At 62.4% G+C, this 21627-nt stretch carries 20 protein-coding genes; 12 read left to right on the forward strand and 8 right to left on the reverse strand.

Going from position 1 to position 21627, the window contains the following annotated elements:
• Positions 1-249 precede the first annotated feature (249 nt).
• The 6 genes from ACVHNU_RS23040 to pilG all read right to left on the reverse strand — a co-directional run bounded on the left by ACVHNU_RS23040 (position 250) and on the right by pilG (position 10214).
• Positions 250-720 (reverse strand): chemotaxis protein CheW, encoded by a 471-nt coding sequence (locus ACVHNU_RS23040; protein ID WP_027610587.1) that lies wholly within the window; start codon positions 718-720, stop codon positions 250-252.
• Complete coding sequence (locus tag ACVHNU_RS23045; protein ID WP_473018363.1) at positions 713-6613, reverse strand: hybrid sensor histidine kinase/response regulator; 5901 nt, start codon at positions 6611-6613, stop codon at positions 713-715. Before ACVHNU_RS23045 ends, ACVHNU_RS23040 begins: the two co-directional genes overlap by 8 nt.
• An 11-nt stretch (positions 6614-6624) precedes the next feature.
• Positions 6625-8679 carry a methyl-accepting chemotaxis protein gene (locus tag ACVHNU_RS23050; protein WP_473018364.1) on the reverse strand — a complete coding sequence of 685 codons (2055 nt, stop codon included), beginning with the start codon at positions 8677-8679 and terminating at the stop codon, positions 6625-6627.
• 154 nt (positions 8680-8833) lie between these two features.
• On the reverse strand, positions 8834-9373 hold the full coding sequence (locus ACVHNU_RS23055) for a chemotaxis protein CheW (RefSeq protein WP_103485180.1): 540 nt from the start codon (positions 9371-9373) through the stop codon (positions 8834-8836).
• 10 nt (positions 9374-9383) lie between these two features.
• Positions 9384-9749, reverse strand: a complete 366-nt coding sequence (pilH, locus tag ACVHNU_RS23060) for a twitching motility response regulator PilH (protein ID WP_003229091.1) — start codon at positions 9747-9749, stop codon at positions 9384-9386.
• A gap of 60 nt (positions 9750-9809) precedes the next feature.
• Complete coding sequence (gene pilG / locus ACVHNU_RS23065) at positions 9810-10214, reverse strand: twitching motility response regulator PilG (protein ID WP_003229093.1); 405 nt, start codon at positions 10212-10214, stop codon at positions 9810-9812.
• A 225-nt stretch (positions 10215-10439) separates the two neighbouring features.
• Between pilG and gshB the strand changes: the two genes are divergently transcribed.
• The 7 genes from gshB (at position 10440) to ACVHNU_RS23100 (ending at position 16528) form a co-directional block, all read left to right on the forward strand.
• Entirely contained in the window at positions 10440-11411 is a 972-nt protein-coding gene (gene gshB, locus ACVHNU_RS23070; RefSeq protein WP_003229095.1) for a glutathione synthase, read from the forward strand.
• A 107-nt stretch (positions 11412-11518) separates the two neighbouring features.
• On the forward strand, positions 11519-12418 hold the full coding sequence (locus tag ACVHNU_RS23075; RefSeq protein WP_003229097.1) for an energy transducer TonB: 900 nt from the start codon (positions 11519-11521) through the stop codon (positions 12416-12418).
• 212 nt (positions 12419-12630) lie between these two features.
• On the forward strand, positions 12631-13203 hold the full coding sequence (locus ACVHNU_RS23080; protein ID WP_401064725.1) for a YqgE/AlgH family protein: 573 nt from the start codon (positions 12631-12633) through the stop codon (positions 13201-13203).
• A complete protein-coding gene (ruvX, locus tag ACVHNU_RS23085; protein WP_003229101.1) occupies positions 13203-13640 on the forward strand; it encodes a Holliday junction resolvase RuvX in 438 nt (145 codons plus the stop codon). Before ACVHNU_RS23080 ends, ruvX begins: the two co-directional genes overlap by 1 nt.
• An 80-nt stretch (positions 13641-13720) precedes the next feature.
• Positions 13721-14227: a bifunctional pyr operon transcriptional regulator/uracil phosphoribosyltransferase PyrR gene (gene pyrR / locus ACVHNU_RS23090; RefSeq protein WP_473018365.1), complete on the forward strand. Its 507-nt coding sequence runs from the start codon at positions 13721-13723 to the stop codon at positions 14225-14227.
• 28 nt (positions 14228-14255) lie between these two features.
• Entirely contained in the window at positions 14256-15260 is a 1005-nt protein-coding gene (locus tag ACVHNU_RS23095) for an aspartate carbamoyltransferase catalytic subunit (protein ID WP_003229107.1), read from the forward strand.
• Complete coding sequence (locus tag ACVHNU_RS23100) at positions 15257-16528, forward strand: dihydroorotase (protein WP_473018366.1); 1272 nt, start codon at positions 15257-15259, stop codon at positions 16526-16528. Before ACVHNU_RS23095 ends, ACVHNU_RS23100 begins: the two co-directional genes overlap by 4 nt.
• 107 nt (positions 16529-16635) lie before the next feature.
• Here ACVHNU_RS23100 and ACVHNU_RS23105 read toward each other — a convergent pair whose 3' ends face one another.
• The gene (locus ACVHNU_RS23105) at positions 16636-17067 is read right to left on the reverse strand and encodes an NINE protein (RefSeq protein WP_262142940.1); all 432 of its coding nucleotides are present in this window, start codon (positions 17065-17067) and stop codon (positions 16636-16638) included.
• 248 nt (positions 17068-17315) lie between these two features.
• Between ACVHNU_RS23105 and ACVHNU_RS23110 the strand changes: the two genes are divergently transcribed.
• A complete protein-coding gene (locus ACVHNU_RS23110; protein WP_103521226.1) occupies positions 17316-17942 on the forward strand; it encodes a C40 family peptidase in 627 nt (208 codons plus the stop codon).
• A gap of 132 nt (positions 17943-18074) precedes the next feature.
• On the opposite strand, the gene ACVHNU_RS23115 is transcribed toward ACVHNU_RS23110, so the two are convergent.
• The gene (locus ACVHNU_RS23115) at positions 18075-19109 is read right to left on the reverse strand and encodes a type IV pilus twitching motility protein PilT (RefSeq protein ID WP_103485177.1); all 1035 of its coding nucleotides are present in this window, start codon (positions 19107-19109) and stop codon (positions 18075-18077) included.
• 56 nt (positions 19110-19165) lie between these two features.
• Between ACVHNU_RS23115 and ACVHNU_RS23120 the strand changes: the two genes are divergently transcribed.
• Genes ACVHNU_RS23120 through ACVHNU_RS23135 form a run of 4 tightly spaced genes read left to right on the forward strand, consistent with a single transcriptional unit; the run spans position 19166 to position 21590 of the window.
• Positions 19166-19852 (forward strand): YggS family pyridoxal phosphate-dependent enzyme, encoded by a 687-nt coding sequence (locus ACVHNU_RS23120; protein ID WP_003229116.1) that lies wholly within the window; start codon positions 19166-19168, stop codon positions 19850-19852.
• A gap of 28 nt (positions 19853-19880) precedes the next feature.
• Positions 19881-20699 (forward strand): pyrroline-5-carboxylate reductase, encoded by an 819-nt coding sequence (gene proC / locus ACVHNU_RS23125; protein WP_473018367.1) that lies wholly within the window; start codon positions 19881-19883, stop codon positions 20697-20699.
• 10 nt (positions 20700-20709) lie between these two features.
• Positions 20710-21300: a YggT family protein gene (locus ACVHNU_RS23130; protein WP_003229120.1), complete on the forward strand. Its 591-nt coding sequence runs from the start codon at positions 20710-20712 to the stop codon at positions 21298-21300.
• Positions 21297-21590: a DUF167 domain-containing protein gene (locus ACVHNU_RS23135; protein ID WP_003229122.1), complete on the forward strand. Its 294-nt coding sequence runs from the start codon at positions 21297-21299 to the stop codon at positions 21588-21590. Before ACVHNU_RS23130 ends, ACVHNU_RS23135 begins: the two co-directional genes overlap by 4 nt.
• Positions 21591-21627 lie beyond the last annotated feature (37 nt).

A 21627-nucleotide genomic window follows, 5' to 3' on the forward strand; every position in this document is an offset into this window, starting at 1 on the left:
CGGATTCTGGTGCATGCGTAGGCAGTGGCGCAAGGATTTGTAGGCGGATTAGGCGTAACACTGAGTGTCTTTAAACAGCTGTGCTGAATGGTGTTTATTGCGCTGTAGAGATTGGGATTTGTCTGTCGGATTTTGGGCGATGCCGCAGGCGCTATCGCGAGCAGGCTCACTCCTACAGGGGGAACGCATTCCAATTGTAGGAGTGAGCCTGCTCGCGATGAGGCCAGTCAGAGCACCACAAAGGATGGATCAGTGAACCAGCCCAGCCTCCACCAACAACTGCTCCAACCCCAACAAATCCGGCACCTTCGCCACCTGTTCCCCGACCTGCACCGCCGCCTGTTCCAGCGCACACAACGGCACATCGACATAACTCAACTGACTGTCGAGCTTGTACGAACGCGGGATCCCCTGCACCAGCAGCGCAATGAATTTCAGCTGCGGCAGCCCACCAAGGGCATTGAGGATGACGATCCGCGCGCGTTCGCCGATGACGATTTTCTGCCCGCAGGCTGACTCGAAACTCAGTAGCGGAATCTGCCGTTCGCGCCAGCTCACCCGCCCCAGGTACCACGGCGGTGTGTCGAGGTCGAAGGCGCTGGCCTGGTAGTCGATCAGCTCGGCGACGGCGACGTTGGGCAGGATCAGGTTGCGGTCGGCCAATGGCAGCAGCAGGCCGGTGAGTTGGCTGGTGCGCGCGTTGTGGCGGCGCTCATGCATGTTTCTTGCTCCAGTGGGCAATGCTTTCGAGCAGCACCGATTCCTGATACGGCTTGCCGAGGTAGTCGTTGACGCCGATGGCCATCGCGCGGTCGCGGTGTTTCTGCCCGGTGCGCGAGGTGATCATGATGATCGGCAGGTGTTGCAGACGTTCGTCGTTGCGCACCTGAGTGGCGACTTCGAAGCCGTCCATGCGCGGCATTTCGATGTCGAGCAGCATCAGGTCGGGCATGTGTTCTTCGAGCAGCAACATGGCGTCGACACCGTCCTTGGCGGTCAGCACGTTCATGCCGTGGCGTTCGAGCAAACGGCTGGTGACCTTGCGCACGGTCACCGAGTCGTCGACCACCATTACCAGCAACGGCTTCTGCGGTTCACTGTCGATCTCCGCATGGGCCGGACGCTGCGCAACCCGCGCCTGCATCGCGCGGATCGGTGCGAGCAAATCAAGAATCAGCACCACCCGGCCATCGCCGAGAATCGTCGCCCCGGACACGCCCTGCACTGCCGCGAACTGCGGGCCGAGGCTCTTGACCACGATCTCGCGGGTGCCAGCCATCGCATCGACCTGCACCGCGATGTGCCGGTCATTGCACTGCACCAGCAGCACCGGCAACGGCAGGCTCTGGCCGAGCAGTTTCGGGCGTGGCGCGGTTTTCAGCAGCTCGCCCAGATAGCACAACTCGTAGCGCTGACCGGCGTAGTGATAGCTCGGCGGATCGTTGCGGTAATGCCCTTCCAGATCATTCGGCAACACGCGGACGATGCCTTCGATGGTGTTCAGCGGAATCGCGTATTGATCCTCGCCGCATTGCACCATCAGCGCGCGGTTGACCGACACGGTGAACGGCAGACGAATGCGGAAGTGCACGCCCTGCCCCGGCACCGAATCGATGCTCATGGTGCCGCCGAGCTGGCGGACTTCCTCATGAACCACGTCCATGCCAACGCCGCGCCCGGAAATCTGGGTGATCTTTTCCGCCGTGGAGAAGCCCGGCTGCAGGATGAATTGCAGCACGTCGCGGTCACTGAGTTCGGCGTCCGGTGCCAGCAGGCCGCGCTTGATTGCCTTGCGCCGCACCGCGTCCAGCGGCACCCCGGCGCCATCGTCGCGAATATCGAAAACGATGTCGCCACCCTCGCGGGTCAGGTCGAGGGTGATCGTACCCTGCGCCGGTTTGCCCGCCGCCAGCCGCACTTCGGCTGACTCCAGACCATGGTCGACGGCGTTGCGCAGCATGTGCTCCAGCGGCGCGGCCATGCGCTCCAGCACGTTGCGATCCATCTCGCCTTCGGCGTTGCCGATGATGAACGCGACGTCTTTGTTCAGCTCTTCGGCGACCTGCCGCACGATGCGTTTCAGGCGCGGCAGCATCCGTTCGAACGGCACCATGCGCGTGCGCATCAGGCCTTCCTGCAACTCGGTGTTGATCCGCCCCTGTTGCTGCAACAGGTTCTCGGCGTCGTGGTTGCGGCGGTCGAGGGTTTCCTTGAGATCGAGCAAGTCGGAAGCGGATTCGAACAGTGCTCGCGACAGTTGCTGCAACTGTGAATGGCGGTCCATTTCCAGCGGATCGAATTCTTCGTAACCGAGGCGTTCGGCATCGACTTGCTGACGGCTGAGAATCCGCCCCTGGGTTTCGGTGTCGAGCCGGCGCAACTGATCGCGCATGCGTTCGATGGTGGTTTCCATCTCGTTCAGCGCGGTTTGCGCATCGCTGACTTGCTGCTCGATACGCCCACGGAAAATCGAGGTTTCCCCAGCCAGGTTGACCAGCTCATCGAGCAGTTCGGCGGAGACCTTGACCATGTCCGCGCCGGCATCAGCGGCGGGTGCCACAGGCTCGGTCTTGGTTGGAATCGGCAGCAGCGGCGGCGTGTCAGGGGTCGCCGGGTGGCTGAAATTCTGGATCGCATTGATCAGCCGATCCGCCGGTGGGCATGGCTGCCCGGCGCGCACGCCGTCGAGCATCTGCGCCAGCCGGTCATGCCCGCGCTGCACCAGCGCGAACAGTTCGGCGGAGGGTTGCAGCACGCCGGTGGCGAGGCTTTCGTAAAGGTATTCGAGCTCATGGGCGAGGTCGCCGATCGGGCCGATCTCGACCATCCGCGCGCCGCCCTTGAGGGTGTGCAGATCGCGCAGCAGGGTTTCCACTTCCTGGCGATTGCCGGGTTCGGCCTGCCAGCGCAGCAGCGCCGCGCCGGAGCTTTCGATGATGTCGAAACCTTCTTCGAGGAAGATTTCCAGCAGCTCCGGGTCATGCGCCGCGCTGTCGGGTTCAGCCGTCGGCTGCGCCGTTTCGGGACTGCCGGACTGGCCCTGGCGGAACTGGCGGATCGCTTCGATCAGGTCTTGCGCCGGGGTCAGCGCCTGGTGGTTCTGCAACTGTTCGAGCAACTGCGCCAAGCGGTCGTGACTTTTGTGCAGCAAGCGCCCAAGCAGCTCGCTGTAACTGTGGCGACGATCCACCAGACCTTCATAAAGACTTTCCAGCTCATGGGCCAGATCGCCGATGGCATCGACTTCGGCCATCCGCGCGCCGCCCTTGAGGGTATGCAAATCGCGCTGCAACGACGACAGCGGCGCAGCGTTGTCCGGGTCGCTCACCCAACGCTGCAAGGCCTGACCGGCACTGTCGAGAATATCCACCGCTTCTTCGAGGAAGATTTCAACGATCTCGTCGTCGGGTGCGGTCTCGGCATGGGTGTGGGCGAGTTCGGCGGTCGCGGCGCCCAGTTCGCTGATGCTCAAGGTACGGCTGCCGTCGCTGCGGATCAGCCCCATCGCCGTCGGGTCGAGGCTTTCATCGAGCAGTTCGTGCAAGGCGCGGACGCGCTGCGGCTGTGGGGTGATTTCCTGGCCTGCAGCCAGTTCGTCGAGCATGTTGATCAACGCTTCGTGGGCGTTCTGCGCCTCCTGGAAAAACCTGTCGCTGACCGCCAGGCTGCTTTCTTCGACGGCGCCATAGAGGTCGAGCAAGGCTTCGCACAACACGTCCACCGGCAGCAGATCGGCGAGGTGCGCGCCTTCGCCAAGGGTGGTCAGTTCGTCCAGCAGCGCGCTGAGTTCCTGACGTTCGCCGGGGTGTTGCTGCCAGCGTTGCAACAGGCTTTCGGCGTCGAGCAGGATGTCCATGCCCTGGGCGAGGAAGTTGTTGATCAGTTGCGCATCGCGCTTGATCCGCAGACCGGTGTTCGGCGCGTTGAGGATCGCTTCCAGGCGCTCGGCCAGCAGCGCTTCGGTGCGTTTGATCAGCGACTGTGCGCCGACAATCGGCGCCAGCGGATCGTGCTTGAGCTGGCGCAGACCGACGCGGAACAGGCCTTCGGCTTCGAGGAGCAATTCCACTTCATCGAGATCCAGCGGCAACTGATGTGCCTTGAACTCGCGCGCCAGCTTATCCAGCGGCGCCGCCAGTTCGGCAATCGGCAACACCCCGGCCATCGACGCACTGCCCTTGAGCGTGTGCAAGGCGCGCTGCAATTCGTCGCTGGCCGGCAGCGGCACATGCTCGGCAGCCTGATCGAGGAAGCGGTTGAGGCTGGCGAGGTGGGTCTCGGCTTCGTTGCGAAAGATCTCCAGCAACAGCGGGTCGAGGGCCGCCACGTCGTCGACGTCTTCGGCTGCCAGCGGCTCGACACCTTTGGCCAGCGCATGCGCACGGACCGCCAGTTGATCGACATCGCTGCGCTGACGCTGGCGGTGCGTGGCGAATTCGCTGATCAGCTCCGGCAGCAGCAACACTGTGTCGGTGAGCAACTGCTGCACCTGCGCGCCGGGCTCGACACTGTGCTCCAGCACGCGGTTGAGCAGGTTTTCCACGGCCCACGCCAGCTCGCCAAGGATCAATGCGCGAACCATGCGCCCGCTGCCCTTCAATGTATGAAAGGCCCGACGCAATTCAGTCAGTGCGGCGCGGTCATGGGTGTCGGCCGACCAGCGCGGCAGGTATTCGTGCAGAATCTCGAGCACCTCGTCGGTCTCTTCGAGGAACACTTCGCGCAGTTCATCGTCCACCGGTTCTTCGTCGGCGGGCGGCGGCATCAGGTTGCCGGGGGTGATCAAGGCCGGCGGGTTGACCGCCGACACCGGGCTGGCCAGCACCTCGGCCAGCGACTTCACGGTCTCGGGGTCATCCAGTGCCTGCAGGTCCTGCATCACCAGCGCTTCGCTGGGGCTGAGTACATCGTCGAGCAGCGGCACGTGCTGCTCATGTGGAAAGAACCCCAGGCTGGCGAGGCTTTTCTGTGCAACATCCAGCAGTTGTTCATTCGGCGCTTGCGGGTCGTCGCTCAGGCGTTCGAGGTAATACTCGAGGCTGGTGATGACGTCGGCGAGGTGATCCAGTTGCTGCCAGCCCGGCTCATGCGGATCCAGCAGCAAGTGTTCGCGAATAAAGCTGTTGCAGGCCTCGACCAGACTCGCCGCGCGGCTCAGCGGAATCATCGCCAGCGCGCCGCGCACCTGGGTCAGCAGTTCCGGCAGCGGTTGCAGTTGCTGGCGATCCCAGTCGGCGTCGATGTAGTCGACGATCATGTCCTTGGCCTGTTGCAGGCAGATGCGTGCTTCCTTGATCACGATCTGATGGATCTGCGTCAGATCAGTGGTCGGCAGGCGCGCGTCTTCGGGGCTTTCCGGCTCTACGGTGCCGACCATTCCGGCGAGGTTGGCTTCGACGTAGAGCAGCGCGCCGGCCACGTCCATCAGGGTCGCGTCGTTCGGTTCGCGCTGGCCCTGAACGAGGCCGAGTACCACCGCCAGTTGATCGATGATGACTTTGCGCGGCTGGCCGAAACCGAGCACCGCGAGGGTGTCGGCGATCTGCCGCAGCGGCGCCAGCAGACTCTCCAGATCGGAGGTGTGCTGACGGTCGCTGCGCACGAACAGGTCGAGGCGTTCCTTGACCCGCACCAGTTCTTCGCACAATGCCGCCAGCACCGAGCGCATCGCATCGCGGTCGGGACCGGCCAGACGCGCGCGTTCTTCGTCGACCATCGCGCTGTCGGGCAACGCGTCGTCCAGGGAGTAGCGATCTTTCATGGTCAGCATCTGCCCGGTGGGATGTTCGGCTTTGGCAATATAGAACAGCAGGCTTTTCAGCAGCTCCGGCGGGGGCGGCTGGTTGAGGCCGCGCATGCCCTGTTCGAGCAGGCGCTTGAGCTCCTTGTCGGCGTCCTTGAACAGGCTGCGCAACGCCGGACTGTTGGCGATGGCGCCTTCGCGCATGCCTTCGACCAGGGCTGAAGCGACCTGCCACAGCGGACTCAACGGCGCGTCAAAGCTCAGCGCTTCGAGGCGCTGGAAGACTTTCGCCAGGTATTCGAGGTGGGTCTGGTCATCCTGCTCGCGCAGCAAACCGACCAGCGCCATTTGCAGCATCTGGCGCAATTTGCGCAGCACATTGGGCAGGTCGGGAGGCTCCAGCGCGGCCAAGGCTTGTGCGCTCAACGGCGGCAAGTCCGGCAAGGGCGGGCTGAACAGGCTGGTTTCCGAGAGCAGGCTGTCGCCGCGCGCACTGCGCAGATCGTTGATCAGCGGCAGCACCACCAGCGGCAGGTCGCGGCGGGCGCTCTGCACGCGATCGAGGTAGATCGGCAATTGCCCGAGGGCTTGCAGCAGCAGGTGCAGGGCTTCGTCACGATGGCTGACGCGCTCCTGCTGCAAGGCTTCGACCAGATGTTCCATCTCTTCGGCGAGCAAAGCGGCGCCGTAGAACTCGACCATCTGCAGGCTGCCGTGCACCTGATGAATATACGTCAGACACTCGTCCAGCCCCGGTGAGGCCTGCGGGTCATCGAGCACGGCTTCAATCGCCTGATGCGCCTGCCTCAGCGTTTCGGCAATTTCACCCTTGACCCATTCGAGGGCCACGTAGTCGTGCCGGTCACCCATAACCACTCCACTCACGCCTTGTCCGTCGCGGACGCCGACGGCAAGGTGAAACCGGATACCGAACGACGCAGCTGACTGGCCATCTTCGCCAGATTGCCGATGCTCTCGGCGGTGGCGGTCGAGCCGGATGACGTCTGCGTGGTGATCTGCTGAATCACGTTCATCGTCATGGAAATCTGCCCGGCCGAAGAGGTCTGCTGCTGCGCCGCATTGGAGATGCTTTGAATCAGCGCGGCAAGGGTCTTCGATACGCCTTCGATTTCTTCCAGCGCCACTCCGGCATCCTGCGCCAGTCGCGCGCCGCGCACCACTTCGGTGGTGGTCTGCTCCATGGAAATCACCGCTTCGTTGGTGTCAGCCTGAATCGCCCGCACCAGCGTTTCGATCTGCCGGGTGGCCGCGGACGAGCGCTCGGCCAGCCGCTGCACTTCGTCGGCGACCACAGCAAAACCGCGTCCGGCATCTCCGGCCATCGAGGCCTGAATCGCCGCGTTGAGCGCGAGGATGTTGGTCTGGTCGGCAATGTCGTCGATCAGGCTGACGATGTCGCCGATTTCCTGCGACGACTCGCCCAGGCGCTTGATGCGCTTGGCGGTGTCCTGAATCTGCTCGCGGATGTTGTCCATGCCGTGGATGGTGTTGTGCACCACCTCGTTGCCCTTGTTGGCGATTTCCACCGAACGCTCGGCCACCGCCGATGATTCAGCGGCGTTGGCCGAGACCTGATCGATGGACTGGGCCATGTCGCTGATCGCGGTCGAGGCTTCGGAAATCTGCTGCGCCTGATGTTCCGAGGCCTGGGCCAGGTGCATGGCGGTGGCCTGGGTTTCCTGCACGGCGGCCGCGACCTGGCCGGCGGTGAGGTTGATGGTCGCGACCAGATCGCGCAGTTGATCGACCGAGTAGTTGATCGAATCGGCGATGGTCCCGGTGAAGTCTTCGGTCACCGAGGCGGTCACGGTCAGGTCGCCGTCGGCGAGGTCTTCGATCTCGTCGAGCAGGCGCATGATCGCGTTCTGGTTGCGCTCGTTTTTCTCGGCGGTCTCGCGCAACTGGCGATTGGTTTCACGGACCATGACCATGCCGATCAGGATGATCGAGGCCAGCGCCAGCAAACCCAGCACGTAGCCGCCGATGGTGTCGGTGTTGCGCCCGCCGGCAAGGTTTTCGAAACCGGTAGCGAGGTGCGAGGCTTCGTCGAGCAGGGTCTGCGACAGGCTGAAAATGTTGCTCGCCGACTCCCGGACCTTGAACAGCTCCGGTGAGGTTTCGAGGATTTCATCCACGGAGCCGGAGACGAACTGGAACAGCTCGGAAATTTCACTCAGCCGCGCACGGGCATCACGGTCTTCAACCTGGCTGATTTTCAGGGTCGGGTTGCCCTGCAACATGCCGTTGAGGACTTGGCCGAAACGGGTGGCATCGCGGCCAAAAGCGTCGGCAGCCTGCTGCGAGTTTTCGTCGCCGGCCAGCACGGTGTTGACCGCGCCGAGAATGCGTTCAGCGAGCAGCGACTGGCGCTGGGCCATTGCCACTTGCGCTGCCGGGGCGCCGCGTTGCAGAAGGATCTCGACGACTTTTTCGTATTCGATCTGCAACTGCGGCACGGTTTCGGCCAGCGTCGCGGCGACTTGATGCAGCGAGAGCACGGTCTGTTCGCTGGAGAGAATCGCGTCGGTGTTTTTCAGCAGGCGTTCCCAGTCCAACTGCACCGCGCGCATTTCCGGGCGCACGCTGGCCGGCGCGGGTGGCAGGCCGGTGGCCGGATCGCCCTTCTTCAGGTAACCCCAGCGCTGGGCGAAATCGTTGCGCGCATCGCTCAGCAACTTGAACGCGGCAGCCTTGCCGGCGGCGGCTTCAGTGGCGTTCTTGGCAATCCGCTGCGACAGCACGCGCAGCTCACCGGCGTGGCCGATGTACTGCTTGTCGTAGTTGGCCTGGGTGTTGAGGTAGGCGAAGTTGGCGAACAGCAGCATGATGAACACGATCAGTGCGATGAACAGCACAATGATCTGCGAACGACTGCGCGACCCTTCCGCCGATTTGCCTGTTTTTGCTTTTGTCATCGGTCCTCGCCCTTAACCCACGTCTTTGAGGCCTGCTGCAATCCCTGTGGGAGCGAGCCTGCTCGCGAAAGCGTTGGGTCAGCCAATATTCATCTTGCCTGACACGCCCTCTTCGCGAGCAGGCTCGCTCCCACAGGGGACAGTGTTGAATCGGTTATATCGCGACGCTCATGAACACCGGCGATTTGGCCAGTGCAAACAGGCTGAACACCCGCCAGTTCTGCTCGCGCCGGAAATAGCCTTTGACGAACTCCGCCTTGGAACCCTGGCGTTTGCTGATCGAGATCGGCTCGAAGCTGTCCTGCTCGAAGTGCTGCAAACCGAACACCTCATCCACCAGCAACCCGGCGAACACGTCGTTGTGCTCCACCACCAATACCCGCCGCTGTTTGCGCAGCGGCGACAGCTCATGGCCGAAGAAGCCGCACAGGTCCATGATCGGCAGCAAGCGCCCACGCAGGTTAGCCACCCCTTTGACCCACGGCTTGACCCCGGGCAACTGAGTGCAGCGCGGTTCGTGCAGCACTTCGCTGACTTCGCCCATCGGCGTCACGTACCAGTGCTCGCCGAGGCGAAAGCCGATACCGCTCCAGCGATCCTGACGGCCGGCTTGCGACGGCAGGTCCGCCGCCAGCAGGCGGCAGCGCTGGTCGATCTGCCACAGCAGCTCGAACGCGGTCAGCGACTGGTTCATGGCGGCGCGATCAACCGGCCAATACGTTGTTCAGGGTCTTGATCAGGGTGTCTTCTTCGACCGGTTTGGTCAGGTAATCCTTCGCGCCCTGGCGCGTACCCCAGACCTTGTCGGTTTCCTGATCCTTGGTGGTGATGATGATCACCGGAATATGGCTGGTCTCGGCATCCTTGGTCAGTTGCCGGGTGGCCTGGAAGCCATTGAGGCCGGGCATGACGATGTCCATCAAGACCGCGTCGGGCTTTTCCTGACGGGCCAGGGCCACGCCGTCGGCGCCGTTTTCGGCCTTGAGCACTTCATGGCCGTGCTTTTCGAGCATGCCGGTGAGTTTGTACATTTCAGTCGGCGAATCATCGACGATCAGGATACGTGCCATGGTCTTCCCCATTTTTCTTGTCGACATCCGGCCCGCTGGCCGAGCGTCACTGTACGTGTCTTACTGCGGCAAAACGGCGGCAAAGCCCGGAACGTGGGCCTGAATCGCGTCAAGCAGCTCTTCCTTGCTGAAAGGCTTGGTCAAAAATTGATCAGAGCCGACAATCCGCCCCTTGGCCTTGTCGAACAGCCCGTCACGCGACGACAGCATGATCACCGGCGTGGCCTTGAACGCACTGTTGTTCTTGATTAAAGCGCAGGTCTGATAACCATCCAGACGCGGCATCATGATGTCGACAAAAATGATCCCGGGGTGGTGGTCGGCGATCTTCGCCAAAGCGTCAAAACCATCAATCGCCGTGATGACTTCGCAGCCCACATTTTTCAACAGTGTTTCGGCGGTGCGACGAATCGTTTTCGAGTCATCGATCACCATGACCTTCAAGGCGCTGGACTGCTGTTCCATAAGGGGGCTCTACCGTCGCCTTTGCGAATCAAATTGTCCGTTTTGCAATGAGTAATGGCTGGAAACCCTTGATGCTCAAGGGCCAGCACGATATGCCAGCCTTTTTAGCACAGTCTCCAGAAGCAATCTATCGACGGGTTTTTCCTTGACCGAAAACCCGCCCGGCGCCACTCTGGCGGCACTTTTTCAATACCGATCCGGTAGCCAATTTTCGAGGAAAACCCAATGAGCGTTCGCGTCGGGATTGTCATGGACCCTATCGCCAGCATCTCCTATAAAAAGGATAGCTCGCTGGCCATGCTGCTGGCCGCGCAGAAACGTGGCTGGGAGCTGTTCTACATGGAGCAGCGCGACCTGTATCAGGCCGAAGGTCAGGCCCGGGCGCGCATGAAGCCGCTGAAAGTCTTCGCCAACCCGGAAAAATGGTTCGAACTGGACGCCGAGCAGGACAACCTGCTGAGTGATCTGGACGTGATCCTGATGCGCAAGGATCCGCCGTTCGACATGGAGTTCGTCTACTCCACCTACCTGCTGGAACAGGCGGAAACCGCCGGCGTGCTGGTGGTCAACAAGCCGCAGAGCCTGCGCGACTGCAACGAAAAACTGTTCGCCACGCTGTTCCCGCAGTGCACCCCGCCAACCGTGGTCAGCCGCCGCGCCGATGTGCTGCGCGAATTCGCCGCCAAGCACGGTGACGTGATCCTCAAGCCGCTGGACGGCATGGGTGGCACTTCGATTTTCCGCCACCGCGCGGGCGATCCGAACCTGTCGGTGATCCTCGAAACCCTGACCGCCCTCGGCAATCAGCAGATCATGGGCCAGGCCTACCTGCCGGCGATCAAGGACGGCGACAAGCGCATCCTGATGATCGACGGCGAGCCGGTGGATTACTGCCTGGCGCGGATTCCGGCCCAGGGCGAAACCCGTGGCAACCTCGCGGCCGGTGGTCGTGGCGAAGCGCGGCCGCTGACCGACAAGGATCGCTGGATCGCCGCTCAGGTCGGCCCGACTCTGCGCGAGAAAGGCCTGCTGTTCGTCGGTCTGGACGTGATCGGTGAAAACCTCACCGAAATCAACGTCACCAGCCCGACCTGCATCCGCGAAATCGACAACGCTTTCGGTACCGACATCGGCGGCCTGCTGATGGACGCGATCGACAAGAAGCTGCAAGCCGCCGGCAAAAAGCCGCAAGCTTGACGTGTGTCACATGCAGCTTGTCGCTTGAAGCGTGAAGCCCAAGGCGTGAAACCAACATTGCGTTATCATGCGCAGCCTCTGAAAAACGCGATGTTGGTTTTCTTGTCATGACCCTCCCGTCCGATCTGCCCGCAGAACTCGCCCATCGTGGCGTGCGCCCGGCCGATCGCCTCGGATTTACCCTGTTTCTCGCGGCGCTGATTCATTTGGCGCTGCTGCTCGGTGTCGGCTTTACCATGGTCGAGCCCAAGCAGATCAGTAAAACCCTGGAAATCACCCTTGCCACCTTCAAGAGCGAAACCAAGCCGAAAAAGGCTGATTTCCTCGCTCAGGAAAACCAGGAAGGCAGCGGCACCCTGGACAAGAAGGCGATTCCCAAGACCACCGAGGTCGCGCCGTTCCAGGACAATCAGGTCAAGAAGGTCACCCCGCCACCAGCCGCCAAGCCTGAAGTGCGCGAGGCCGCGCCCAAGGCTGCGGTGACCACGGTGGCGCCGAAACAGCAAAAGGCGCCGACCAAGAAAGAAGAAACCAGGACCGAGACCAAACCTGCGGTCAACGCGCCGACGTTCGACAGCTCGCAACTGTCCAGCGACATCGCCAGCCTCGAAGCGGAACTGGCCAACGAACAGCAGCTGTACGCCAAGCGCCCGCGCATTCACCGTTTGAGCGCCGCCTCGACCATGCGCGACAAGGGAGCCTGGTACAAGGACGACTGGCGCAAGAAGGTCGAGCGCATCGGCAACCTCAATTACCCGGAAGAAGCGCGGCGCAAACAGATCTACGGCAATCTGCGGCTGATGGTCTCGATCAACCGCGACGGCTCACTGTATGAAGTGCTGGTGCTGGAATCCTCCGGCCAGCCACTGCTGGATCAGGCGGCGCAGCGCATCGTCCGACTGGCGGCACCATTCGCGCCGTTTACCGGCGATCTGTCGGATATCGACCGACTGGAAATCATCCGCACCTGGAAATTTGCCCGGGGCGACAAGCTTTCCAGCAACTGACCGCCTGCATAAGGGCTTTTGTGGCGAGGGAGCTTGCTCCCGCTGGGCTGCGAAGCGGCCCCCTGCATTTATCAGATACACCGAGATATCAGTTTTTACGACTGCTGCGCAGCCGAGCGGGAGCAAGCTCCCTCGCCACCAGTGGGCGGGAAGACCATTCGCAACGCATCCCCAGCTTGTCAGTTCGCCCCTTGAACGCCACACTATCGCTCATGAAAAACGTCAGCCCCAGCTACCTCAAGCATCACTTCCTGATCGCCATGCCACACATGGCCGACCCGAACTTTGCCCACACCTTGACCTACATCGTCGAGCACACGGCTAATGGCGCCATGGGGCTGGTGGTCAATCGACCGCAAGAGCTGAATCTGGCTGACATCCTCGAGCAATTGCGCCCGGACATCGATCCGCCAGCGCTGTGCCAGCATGTGCCGATCTTCATTGGTGGCCCGGTGCAGACCGATCGCGGTTTCGTCCTGCACCCGGCGGGCAAGACCTTTCAGGCCACCGTCGAGCTGGACGGTGATCTGGCGCTGTCCACGTCCCAGGATGTGCTGTTCGCCATCGCCGACGGTGTGGGCCCGGCGAAAAGCCTGATTGCCCTCGGCTATGCCGGTTGGGAAGCCGGGCAACTGGAAGCCGAGCTGGCCGACAACGCTTGGCTGACCTGCCCGTACGACGCCGACATCCTGTTCAACACCAGCAGCGAACTGCGGCTTGAGGCAGCGGCCCGGCACCTGGGGATCAACCTCAGCCTGCTGACCAGCCAGGCGGGGCACGCCTGATGGCCCTGCGCCTGATTCTCGGCTTCGACTACGGCACCAAACAGATCGGCGTTGCGGTCGGCCAGGTGATTACCGGCCAGGCCCGCGAGCTGTGCACCTTGAAAGCGCAGAACGGCGTGCCCGACTGGAATCAGGTCGAAGCGCTGTTCAAGGAATGGAAACCCGACGCTGTGGTGGTCGGCCTGCCGCTGAACATGGACGGCACGCCGAGCGAGATGTGCCTGCGCGCGGAGAAATTCGCCCGGCGCCTCAATGGCCGCTTCAATGTGCCCTTCTATACCCACGACGAACGCCTGACCACCTTTGAAGCCAAGGGTGAGCGACTGGTGCGTGGCGGGCAGAAAGGCAGTTACCGCGACAACCCGGTGGACGCCATCGCCGCCGCCCTGCTGCTGCAAGGCTGGCTCGACGAAAACACTGCATTGTTTGAATCCTGACAAGCGCTTCGGCGCTTTTCTTTTGAGCTACGACCCGAGCCGCGTCCAAGGACCCGGCTCGGCCCCAAGAAGGAGCAACCATGAGCCTGCCCAATCCCGCCGATCTGATCAGCCAGATGGCGTCCCGCCTCAAGGCGCACCTGGCCCAGCGTGATATCCGCGAACCGCGTTACATCGGCATCCGCACCGGTGGCATCTGGGTCGCGCAGGCCCTGCTCAAGGAATTGGCCAGCGACGCGCCGCTGGGCACGCTGGATGTTTCCTTCTACCGCGACGACTTCAGCCAAAACGGCCTGCACCCGCAAGTGCGCCCGTCGGCCCTGCCCTTCGAGATCGAAGGCCAGCATCTGGTGCTGATCGATGACGTACTGATGAGCGGCCGGACCATCCGCGCCGCCATGAACGAATTGTTCGACTACGGCCGCCCGGCCAGCGTGACCCTGGTCTGCCTGCTCGACCTGGACGCTGGCGAACTGCCGATCCGCCCGAACGTGGTCGGCGCGACCCTGTCGCTGGCCGCCAACGAGCGCGTCAAGCTGTCCGGCCCGGAGCCGCTGACGCTCGAACTGCAAGACCTGAATCCTTAACCCGCCCTTATTGAGAGTCCCCCTCGCGATGACGCCTCTAGATACCAAGCGCCCGCTGCAGCTCAATGATCAGGGCCAGCTGCGCCACTTCCTCTCGCTCGACGGCCTGCGCCGCGAGTTGCTGACGGAAATCCTCGACACTGCCGACTCGTTCCTCGAAGTCGGTGCCCGGGCGGTGAAGAAGGTCCCGTTGCTGCGCGGCAAGACCGTGTGCAACGTGTTCTTCGAAAACTCCACCCGCACCCGCACCACCTTCGAACTGGCGGCCCAGCGGCTGTCGGCGGACGTGATCACCCTGAACGTGTCGACCTCCTCGGCCAGCAAAGGTGAAACCCTGCTCGACACCCTGCGCAACCTCGAAGCGATGGCTGCCGACATGTTCGTCGTGCGCCACGGTGACTCCGGCGCCGCGCACTTCATCGCCGAGCACGTCTGCCCGCAGGTGGCGATCATCAACGGCGGCGACGGCCGCCACGCGCACCCGACCCAGGGCATGCTCGACATGCTCACCATCCGTCGGCACAAGGGCGGTTTCGAAAACCTCTCGGTGGCGATCGTCGGCGACATCCTGCACTCGCGAGTGGCGCGCTCGAACATGCTCGCCCTGAAGACCCTCGGCTGCCCGGACATCCGCGTGATCGCGCCGAAGACTCTGCTGCCGATCGGTATCGAGCAGTACGGCGTCAAGGTCTACACCGACATGAACGAAGGCCTGAAGGACGTCGACGTGGTGATCATGCTGCGCCTGCAGCGTGAGCGCATGACCGGCGGCCTGCTGCCGAGCGAAGGCGAGTTCTACCGCCTGTTCGGCCTGACCACCGCGCGTCTGGCCGGGGCCAAACCCGATTGCATCGTCATGCACCCGGGGCCGATCAACCGTGGGGTAGAGATCGAGTCGGCGGTGGCCGACGGCCCGCACTCGGTGATCCTCAATCAAGTCACCTACGGCATCGCCATCCGCATGGCCGTGCTGTCGATGGCCATGAGCGGGCAAACAGCGCAACGTCAATTCGAGCAGGAGAACGCCCAGTGAAGCTCAGCATTCTCGGCGCCCGCGTCATCGATCCAAGCAGCGGCCTGGATCAAATCACCGACATCCACGTTGAAGCCTGCAAGATCGTCGCCCTCGGCGCCGCACCGGCCGGTTTCACCGCAGTAGAAACCATCGACGCCAGCGGTCTGGTTGCAGCCCCGGGCCTGGTCGACCTGAACGTGGCCCTGCGCGAGCCGGGTTACAGCCGCAAAGGCAGCATCGCCAGCGAAACCCGCGCGGCAGCGGCCGGCGGCGTGACCAGCCTGTGCTGCCCGCCGAAGACCAAACCGGTGCTCGACACTTCGGCCGTGGCCGAACTGATCCTCGACCGCGCCCGCGAGGCCGGCAACACCAAGGTGTTCCCGATTGGCGCACTAAGCAAAGGTCTGGACGGCGAGCAACTGGCCGAACTGGTGGCGCTGCGCGACGCCGGTTGTGTGGCGTTCGGCAACGGTCTGGAGAGCTTCCGCAACACCCGCACCCTGTGCCGGGCGCTGGACTACGCGGCCACCTTCGACCTGACGGTGATTTTCAATTCGCAGGATCACGATCTGGCGGATGGCGGTCTGGCCCATGAAGGCCCGGTCGCCAGTTTCCTCGGTCTGCCGGGGATTCCGGAAACCGCGGAAACCGTGGCCCTCGCTCGCGATCTGCTGCTGGTCGAGCAGACTGGCGTGCGCGCGCACTTCAGCCAACTGACCAGCGCGCGCGGCGTGGCCCTGATCGCTCAGGCGCAGGCCCGTGGCTTGAAGGTCACCGCCGATGTCGCTCTGTATCAGTTGATCCTCACCGATGAAGCGCTGATCGACTTCAGCAGCCTGTATCACGTGCAACCGCCGCTGCGCACCCGCGCCGACCGCGATGGCCTGCGCGAAGCGGTGAAATCCGGGGTGATTTCGGCGATTTCCAGCCATCACCAACCGCATGAGCGCGACGCCAAACTGGCACCGTTCGGCGCGACCGAGCCGGGCATCAGCAGTGTTGAATTGCTGTTGCCGCTGGCGATGACGCTGGTTGAGGATGGCTTGCTGGACCTGCCGACCCTGCTGGCGCGCCTGAGTGCCGGGCCTGCGGATGCGCTGCGTCTGCCGGCGGGCAAACTGGCGGTGGGCGGTGCGGCGGATATCGTGCTGTTCGACCCGAAGGCGTCCACCGTGGCCGGTGAAGGCTGGCTGTCGAAGGGCGAGAACTGCCCGTTCCTTGGGCATAGTTTGCCGGGTGTGGTGCGCTATACGCTGGTGGACGGGCGAATCAGCCACCAGGCGTAACTCTGTGGCGAGGGAGCTTGCTCCCGCCGGGCTGCGCAGCAGACCTTCTTTTGGATCAAGAGAGGGGCCGCTTCGCGGCCCAGCGGGAGCAAGCTCCCTCGCCACAATTACTGGAAGGCGCCGCGGTTCTGCGCGTTACGCACCGACACCTGATCATTCAGTGTCCAGAAGTCATACAGCACGCCGACAAAGAACAACCCGCCGGTCAGCAGATACAGCAACCCGCTGATCCACTTGCCCTGGTACATCCGGTGCACGCCGAATACGCCCAGGAAGGTCAGCAGAATCCACGCCACGTTGTATTCGATCGGTCCTGCGGTGAAACGCAGATCCGCCTCGCGATCCATCGCCGGGATCAGGAACACGTCGATCAGCCAGCCAATACCCAGCAGACCGAAGGTGAAGAACCAGATCGTCCCGGTCACCGGCTTGCCGTAATAGAAGCGGTGCGCGCCGGTGAAACCAAAAATCCACAGCAGATACCCGATGATTTTGCTGTGCGTATCGTGCGGTGCAGCAACCTGCTGATAGCGGTTCATGAAGACCTCGATTCACCCAATAGATAAATTTTCTTTAATTCTTTGTGACTTTTTTACATGTGGCCGACGTACGGCAAATGTTACCGTGTCGTCCGTCAAAGCCTTATAGCACCGGACTTCTGTCCGACAATTGCGTCCATTTGCCGCTTGTTTGGTTCCGTTGCCCTCAGATGGAATCGACCAACGGCCTCGGAAGGGACGAAAAAGCTGTTATAAAGTTGCGCGCTACCACATAAGAGCCACGCCTAATGCGACCATTTTTCAAGACATGGCTAACTATTTGCCTATTAATGCCACTGGCCGCCCACGCCACCAATCGTGAGCAACGTCTTCCCAACGTTAACGGTTTCACCCCTAAATCCCACGCTTCGGCTCCTTCGAGCAAGAGCAGCAAACAAACGAAACACACCACGCTCGCCAGCAAGCATCACGGCAAGCTGGTGCCACCGATGGCCAACAAGGAAAGCAGCAACGTCCTGAGCCGTGCGGTGAACGTCCTTGGTACTCCTTATCGTTGGGGCGGCAGCAGCCCAAGTAAAGGGTTCGATTGCAGTGGTCTGGTGAAATATGCGTTCAACGACGCGACCTTCGACCTGCCACGTACGTCCAACGCGATGGCCAGCGGTCATGGCGAGAAAGTCGAACGCAAGGATCTGAAACCGGGCGACCTGATTTTCTTCAACATCAAGAGCCGTCGGGTAAACCACGTTGCCATCTACCTGGGCAACGACCGCTTCATCCACGCCCCACGCCGTGGCAAAGCGGTGAGCATCGATACGCTGAACAAGCCGTACTGGGAACAGCATTACGTGGTTGCCAAGCGTGTGTTGCCGAAAGAACCGGCCGGCAAGCAGATGCGCGTGGTTCAGCGCTGAGCTGACTGATCCAGAATCTGTTCAAGCAGTACTGACCCCTTCGCGAGCAAGCCCGCTCCCACATGGAAATGCATTCCAATGTGGGAGCGGGCTTGCTCGCGAAGAGGCCAGTGAAAGCAACACAAGCCTCTCTCAGAAATTATCCGGCGTACGCGCCTTCTCCCGCGCATGCTCGCGGCTGATCAGGCCCTTGGTCACCAGCTCCTTCAGGCACATGTCGAGTGTCTGCATCCCCAACGACCCGCCGGTCTGAATCGCCGAATACATCTGCGCCACCTTGTCCTCGCGGATCAGGTTCCGGATCGCCGACGTTCCCAGCATGATCTCGTGCGCCGCCACCCGTCCGCCGCCGATCTTCTTGATCAGGGTCTGCGACACCACCGCCAGCAATGACTCGGACAGCATCGAACGCACCATGGACTTCTCGTCGCCCGGGAACACATCGACAATACGGTCGATGGTCTTGGCGGCTGACGTCGTGTGCAGCGTGCCGAACACCAGATGCCCGGTCTCGGCAGCGGTCAGAGCCAGGCGAATGGTTTCCAGGTCGCGCATCTCGCCCACCAGAATCACATCCGGGTCTTCGCGCAGCGCCGAGCGCAACGCCGTGGCGAAGCTGCGGGTATCGCGATGGACTTCGCGCTGATTGATCAGGCATTTACGCGATTCGTGGACAAACTCGATCGGGTCTTCGATGGTGAGAATGTGGTGATGGCGATGGGTGTTGAGGTAATCGATCATCGCCGCCAGCGTGGTCGACTTGCCGGACCCGGTCGGCCCGGTCACCAGCACCAGCCCGCGCGGCGCATCGGTGATCTTGCGAAAGACGTCGCCCATGCCGAGGTCTTCCATGCTCAGCACTTTCGAGGGAATGGTGCGAAACACCGCGCCAGCGCCACGGTTCTGATTGAACGCATTGACCCGAAAGCGCGCGACGCCGGGGACTTCGAACGAGAAATCCGTTTCCAGGTGTTTCTCGAAGTCGACCCGCTGGGTGTCATTCATGATGTCGTAGATCAATTCGTGCACTTGCTTGTGATCCAGCGCCGGCAGATTGATCCGCCGCACATCGCCATCGACGCGGATCATCGGCGGCAGACCGGCCGACAGGTGCAGGTCGGAAGCGCCCTGTTTGGCGCTGAACGCCAGCAGTTCAGTGATATCCATAGCGTCCCTCAATTCCAGTAGAATGCCGCGAACCTTCAGACCGCCGGCGCCTCTTGATGTCCACGATAGCAGACAACATTCTTCAGGTTAGTTCGCGTATCCAGGCAGCGGCCAAAGCTGCAAACCGCGATGAACACAGCATCCAGTTGCTGGCCGTGAGCAAGACCAAACCGGCGCAGGACCTGCGTGAAGCCTACGCCGCCGGACTGCGTGACTTTGGCGAGAACTATCTGCAGGAAGCCCTGGGCAAACAGCTCGAACTGGCCGACCTGCCCTTGATCTGGCACTTCATCGGCCCCATTCAATCGAACAAGACTCGCGCCATCGCCGAGCATTTCGACTGGGTGCACTCCGTGGATCGCCTGAAAATCGCCCAACGCCTGTCCGAACAGCGCCCGGCCGAGCTGCCGCCGCTGAACATCTGCATTCAGGTCAACGTCAGCGGTGAAGCCAGCAAGTCCGGCTGCACCCCGGCCGACCTGCCGGCGCTGGCCGAGGCCATCAGCGCCCTGCCCCGGCTGAAACTGCGCGGGCTGATGGCGATTCCCGAGCCGACCGAAGATCGCGCCGAACAGGATGCCGCTTTTGCTGCCGTGCAACGTTTGCAGGCCAGCCTGAATCTGCCGCTCGACACACTTTCCATGGGCATGAGCCACGACCTCGAGTCGGCCATCGCCCAAGGCGCCACGTGGGTGCGGATCGGTACCGCGCTGTTTGGCGCCAGAGATTACGGTCAGCAATGACCGACAGCCATCTGAAAAAGGACCTGACATGAGCAACACACGCATTGCCTTTATCGGTGCCGGCAACATGGCCGCCAGCCTGATCGGCGGCCTGCGGGCCAAGGGTCTGCAAGCCAGCCACATCCGCGCCAGCGATCCGGGCGAAGAGACCCGAAAGCGCGTCAGCGCCGAACACGGCATCGAAACCTTCGCCGACAACGCCCAGGCCATCGATGGCGTCGACGTGATCGTGCTGGCGGTCAAGCCACAGGCGATGAAAGCCGTGTGCGAAGCCATCCGCCCAAGCCTGAAACCGCAGCAACTGGTGGTGTCGATCGCCGCCGGCATCACTTGCGCGAGCATGACTGCGTGGCTTGGCGAGCAGCCGATCGTGCGCTGCATGCCGAACACCCCGGCGCTGCTGCGTCAGGGCGTCAGCGGCCTGTACGCCACCAGCGAAGTGACCGCCGAACAGCGTCAGCAGGCCGAAGAGCTGCTGTCCGCCGTGGGTATCGCGCTGTGGCTGGACGAAGAGCAGCAACTCGATGCGGTGACCGCCGTCTCCGGTTCCGGCCCGGCGTACTTCTTCCTGCTGATCGAAGCGATGACCGCCGCTGGCGTCAAACTCGGCCTGCCAAAGGAAATCGCCGAGCAACTGACCCTGCAAACGGCTCTGGGCGCCGCGCACATGGCGGTATCCAGCGATGTTGACGCTGCCGAACTGCGCCGCCGCGTGACCTCGCCAAATGGCACCACAGAGGCCGCGATCAAATCATTCCAGGCTGATGGCTTCGAAGCCCTGGTAGAAAAAGCACTCGGCGCCGCCGCGCACCGCTCGGCCGAAATGGCCGAACAACTGGGCAAATAAGGAGCCTTACATGATTGGATTGAACACTGCAGCGGTTTACGTGCTGCAAACCCTCGGCAGTCTGTACCTGCTGATCGTGCTGCTGCGCTTCGTCCTGCAACTGGTGCGCGCGAACTTCTACAACCCGCTGTGCCAGTTCGTGGTCAAGGCTACCCAGCCACTGCTCAAGCCACTGCGCCGGATCATCCCGAGCATCTTCGGCCTCGACATGTCGTCGCTGGTGCTGGCGATTCTGGTGCAACTGGCGCTGATGGCCCTGACGCTGCTGCTGACCTACGGCACCACCGGCAACCCGCTGCAACTGTTTATCTGGTCGATCATCGGCGTCACCGCGCTGTTCCTGAAGATTTTCTTCTTCGCCCTGATCATCAGCGTGATCCTGTCGTGGGTCGCCCCGGGCAGCCACAACCCGGGCGCTGAACTGGTGAACCAGATCTGCGAGCCGGCGCTGGCACCATTCCGCCGCATCCTGCCGAACCTCGGCGGTCTCGACCTGTCGCCGATCTTCGCCTTTCTGGCGCTGAAGCTGATCGACATGCTGGTGATCAACAATCTGGCGGCAATGACCATGATGCCGGACATCCTGCGCCTGCTGATGTGAGCTGGTTTCGCTGGGACGGCGACGACCTGATCCTCGAATGTCACCTGCAACCGGCAGCCCGTAGCGATGATTTCGCCGGGCTGCACGGTGACCGCCTGAAGATCCGCCTCACCGCGCCGCCGGTCGAGGGCAAGGCCAATGCGTATCTGATGGGCTTTCTGGCCAAGGCGTTTGGGGTGTCCAAGAGCCAGGTCAGCTTGCTCAGCGGCGAGTTGAACCGGCAGAAACGGGTGAAGATCTGTGCGCCGAAGAAGCTGCCGGAGTTGCCCGGACTGGTGCGTCCAGCCTGATCCACCGAGTCGCCCCATTCGCGAGCAAGCCCGCTCC

It is taken from the genome of Pseudomonas sp. Ors-4-3C (assembly GCF_055755035.1).

Bases quoted from the DNA above. Each gene is read 5' to 3' on its own strand.
- ACVHNU_RS23040 (WP_027610587.1), bottom strand. From the start codon at position 720: ATGCATGAGCGCCGCCACAACGCGCGCACCAGCCAACTCACCGGCCTG.
- ACVHNU_RS23045 (WP_473018363.1), bottom strand. From the start codon at position 6,613: ATGGGTGACCGGCACGACTACGTGGCCCTCGAATGGGTCAAGGGTGAA.
- ACVHNU_RS23050 (WP_473018364.1), bottom strand. From the start codon at position 8,679: ATGACAAAAGCAAAAACAGGCAAATCGGCGGAAGGGTCGCGCAGTCGT.
- ACVHNU_RS23055 (WP_103485180.1), bottom strand. From the start codon at position 9,373: ATGAACCAGTCGCTGACCGCGTTCGAGCTGCTGTGGCAGATCGACCAG.
- pilH (WP_003229091.1), bottom strand. From the start codon at position 9,749: ATGGCACGTATCCTGATCGTCGATGATTCGCCGACTGAAATGTACAAA.
- pilG (WP_003229093.1), bottom strand. From the start codon at position 10,214: ATGGAACAGCAGTCCAGCGCCTTGAAGGTCATGGTGATCGATGACTCG.
- gshB (WP_003229095.1), top strand. From the start codon at position 10,440: ATGAGCGTTCGCGTCGGGATTGTCATGGACCCTATCGCCAGCATCTCC.
- ACVHNU_RS23075 (WP_003229097.1), top strand. From the start codon at position 11,519: ATGACCCTCCCGTCCGATCTGCCCGCAGAACTCGCCCATCGTGGCGTG.
- ACVHNU_RS23080 (WP_401064725.1), top strand. From the start codon at position 12,631: ATGAAAAACGTCAGCCCCAGCTACCTCAAGCATCACTTCCTGATCGCC.
- ruvX (WP_003229101.1), top strand. From the start codon at position 13,203: ATGGCCCTGCGCCTGATTCTCGGCTTCGACTACGGCACCAAACAGATC.
- pyrR (WP_473018365.1), top strand. From the start codon at position 13,721: ATGAGCCTGCCCAATCCCGCCGATCTGATCAGCCAGATGGCGTCCCGC.
- ACVHNU_RS23095 (WP_003229107.1), top strand. From the start codon at position 14,256: ATGACGCCTCTAGATACCAAGCGCCCGCTGCAGCTCAATGATCAGGGC.
- ACVHNU_RS23105 (WP_262142940.1), bottom strand. From the start codon at position 17,067: ATGAACCGCTATCAGCAGGTTGCTGCACCGCACGATACGCACAGCAAA.
- ACVHNU_RS23110 (WP_103521226.1), top strand. From the start codon at position 17,316: ATGCGACCATTTTTCAAGACATGGCTAACTATTTGCCTATTAATGCCA.
- ACVHNU_RS23115 (WP_103485177.1), bottom strand. From the start codon at position 19,109: ATGGATATCACTGAACTGCTGGCGTTCAGCGCCAAACAGGGCGCTTCC.
- ACVHNU_RS23120 (WP_003229116.1), top strand. From the start codon at position 19,166: ATGTCCACGATAGCAGACAACATTCTTCAGGTTAGTTCGCGTATCCAG.
- proC (WP_473018367.1), top strand. From the start codon at position 19,881: ATGAGCAACACACGCATTGCCTTTATCGGTGCCGGCAACATGGCCGCC.
- ACVHNU_RS23130 (WP_003229120.1), top strand. From the start codon at position 20,710: ATGATTGGATTGAACACTGCAGCGGTTTACGTGCTGCAAACCCTCGGC.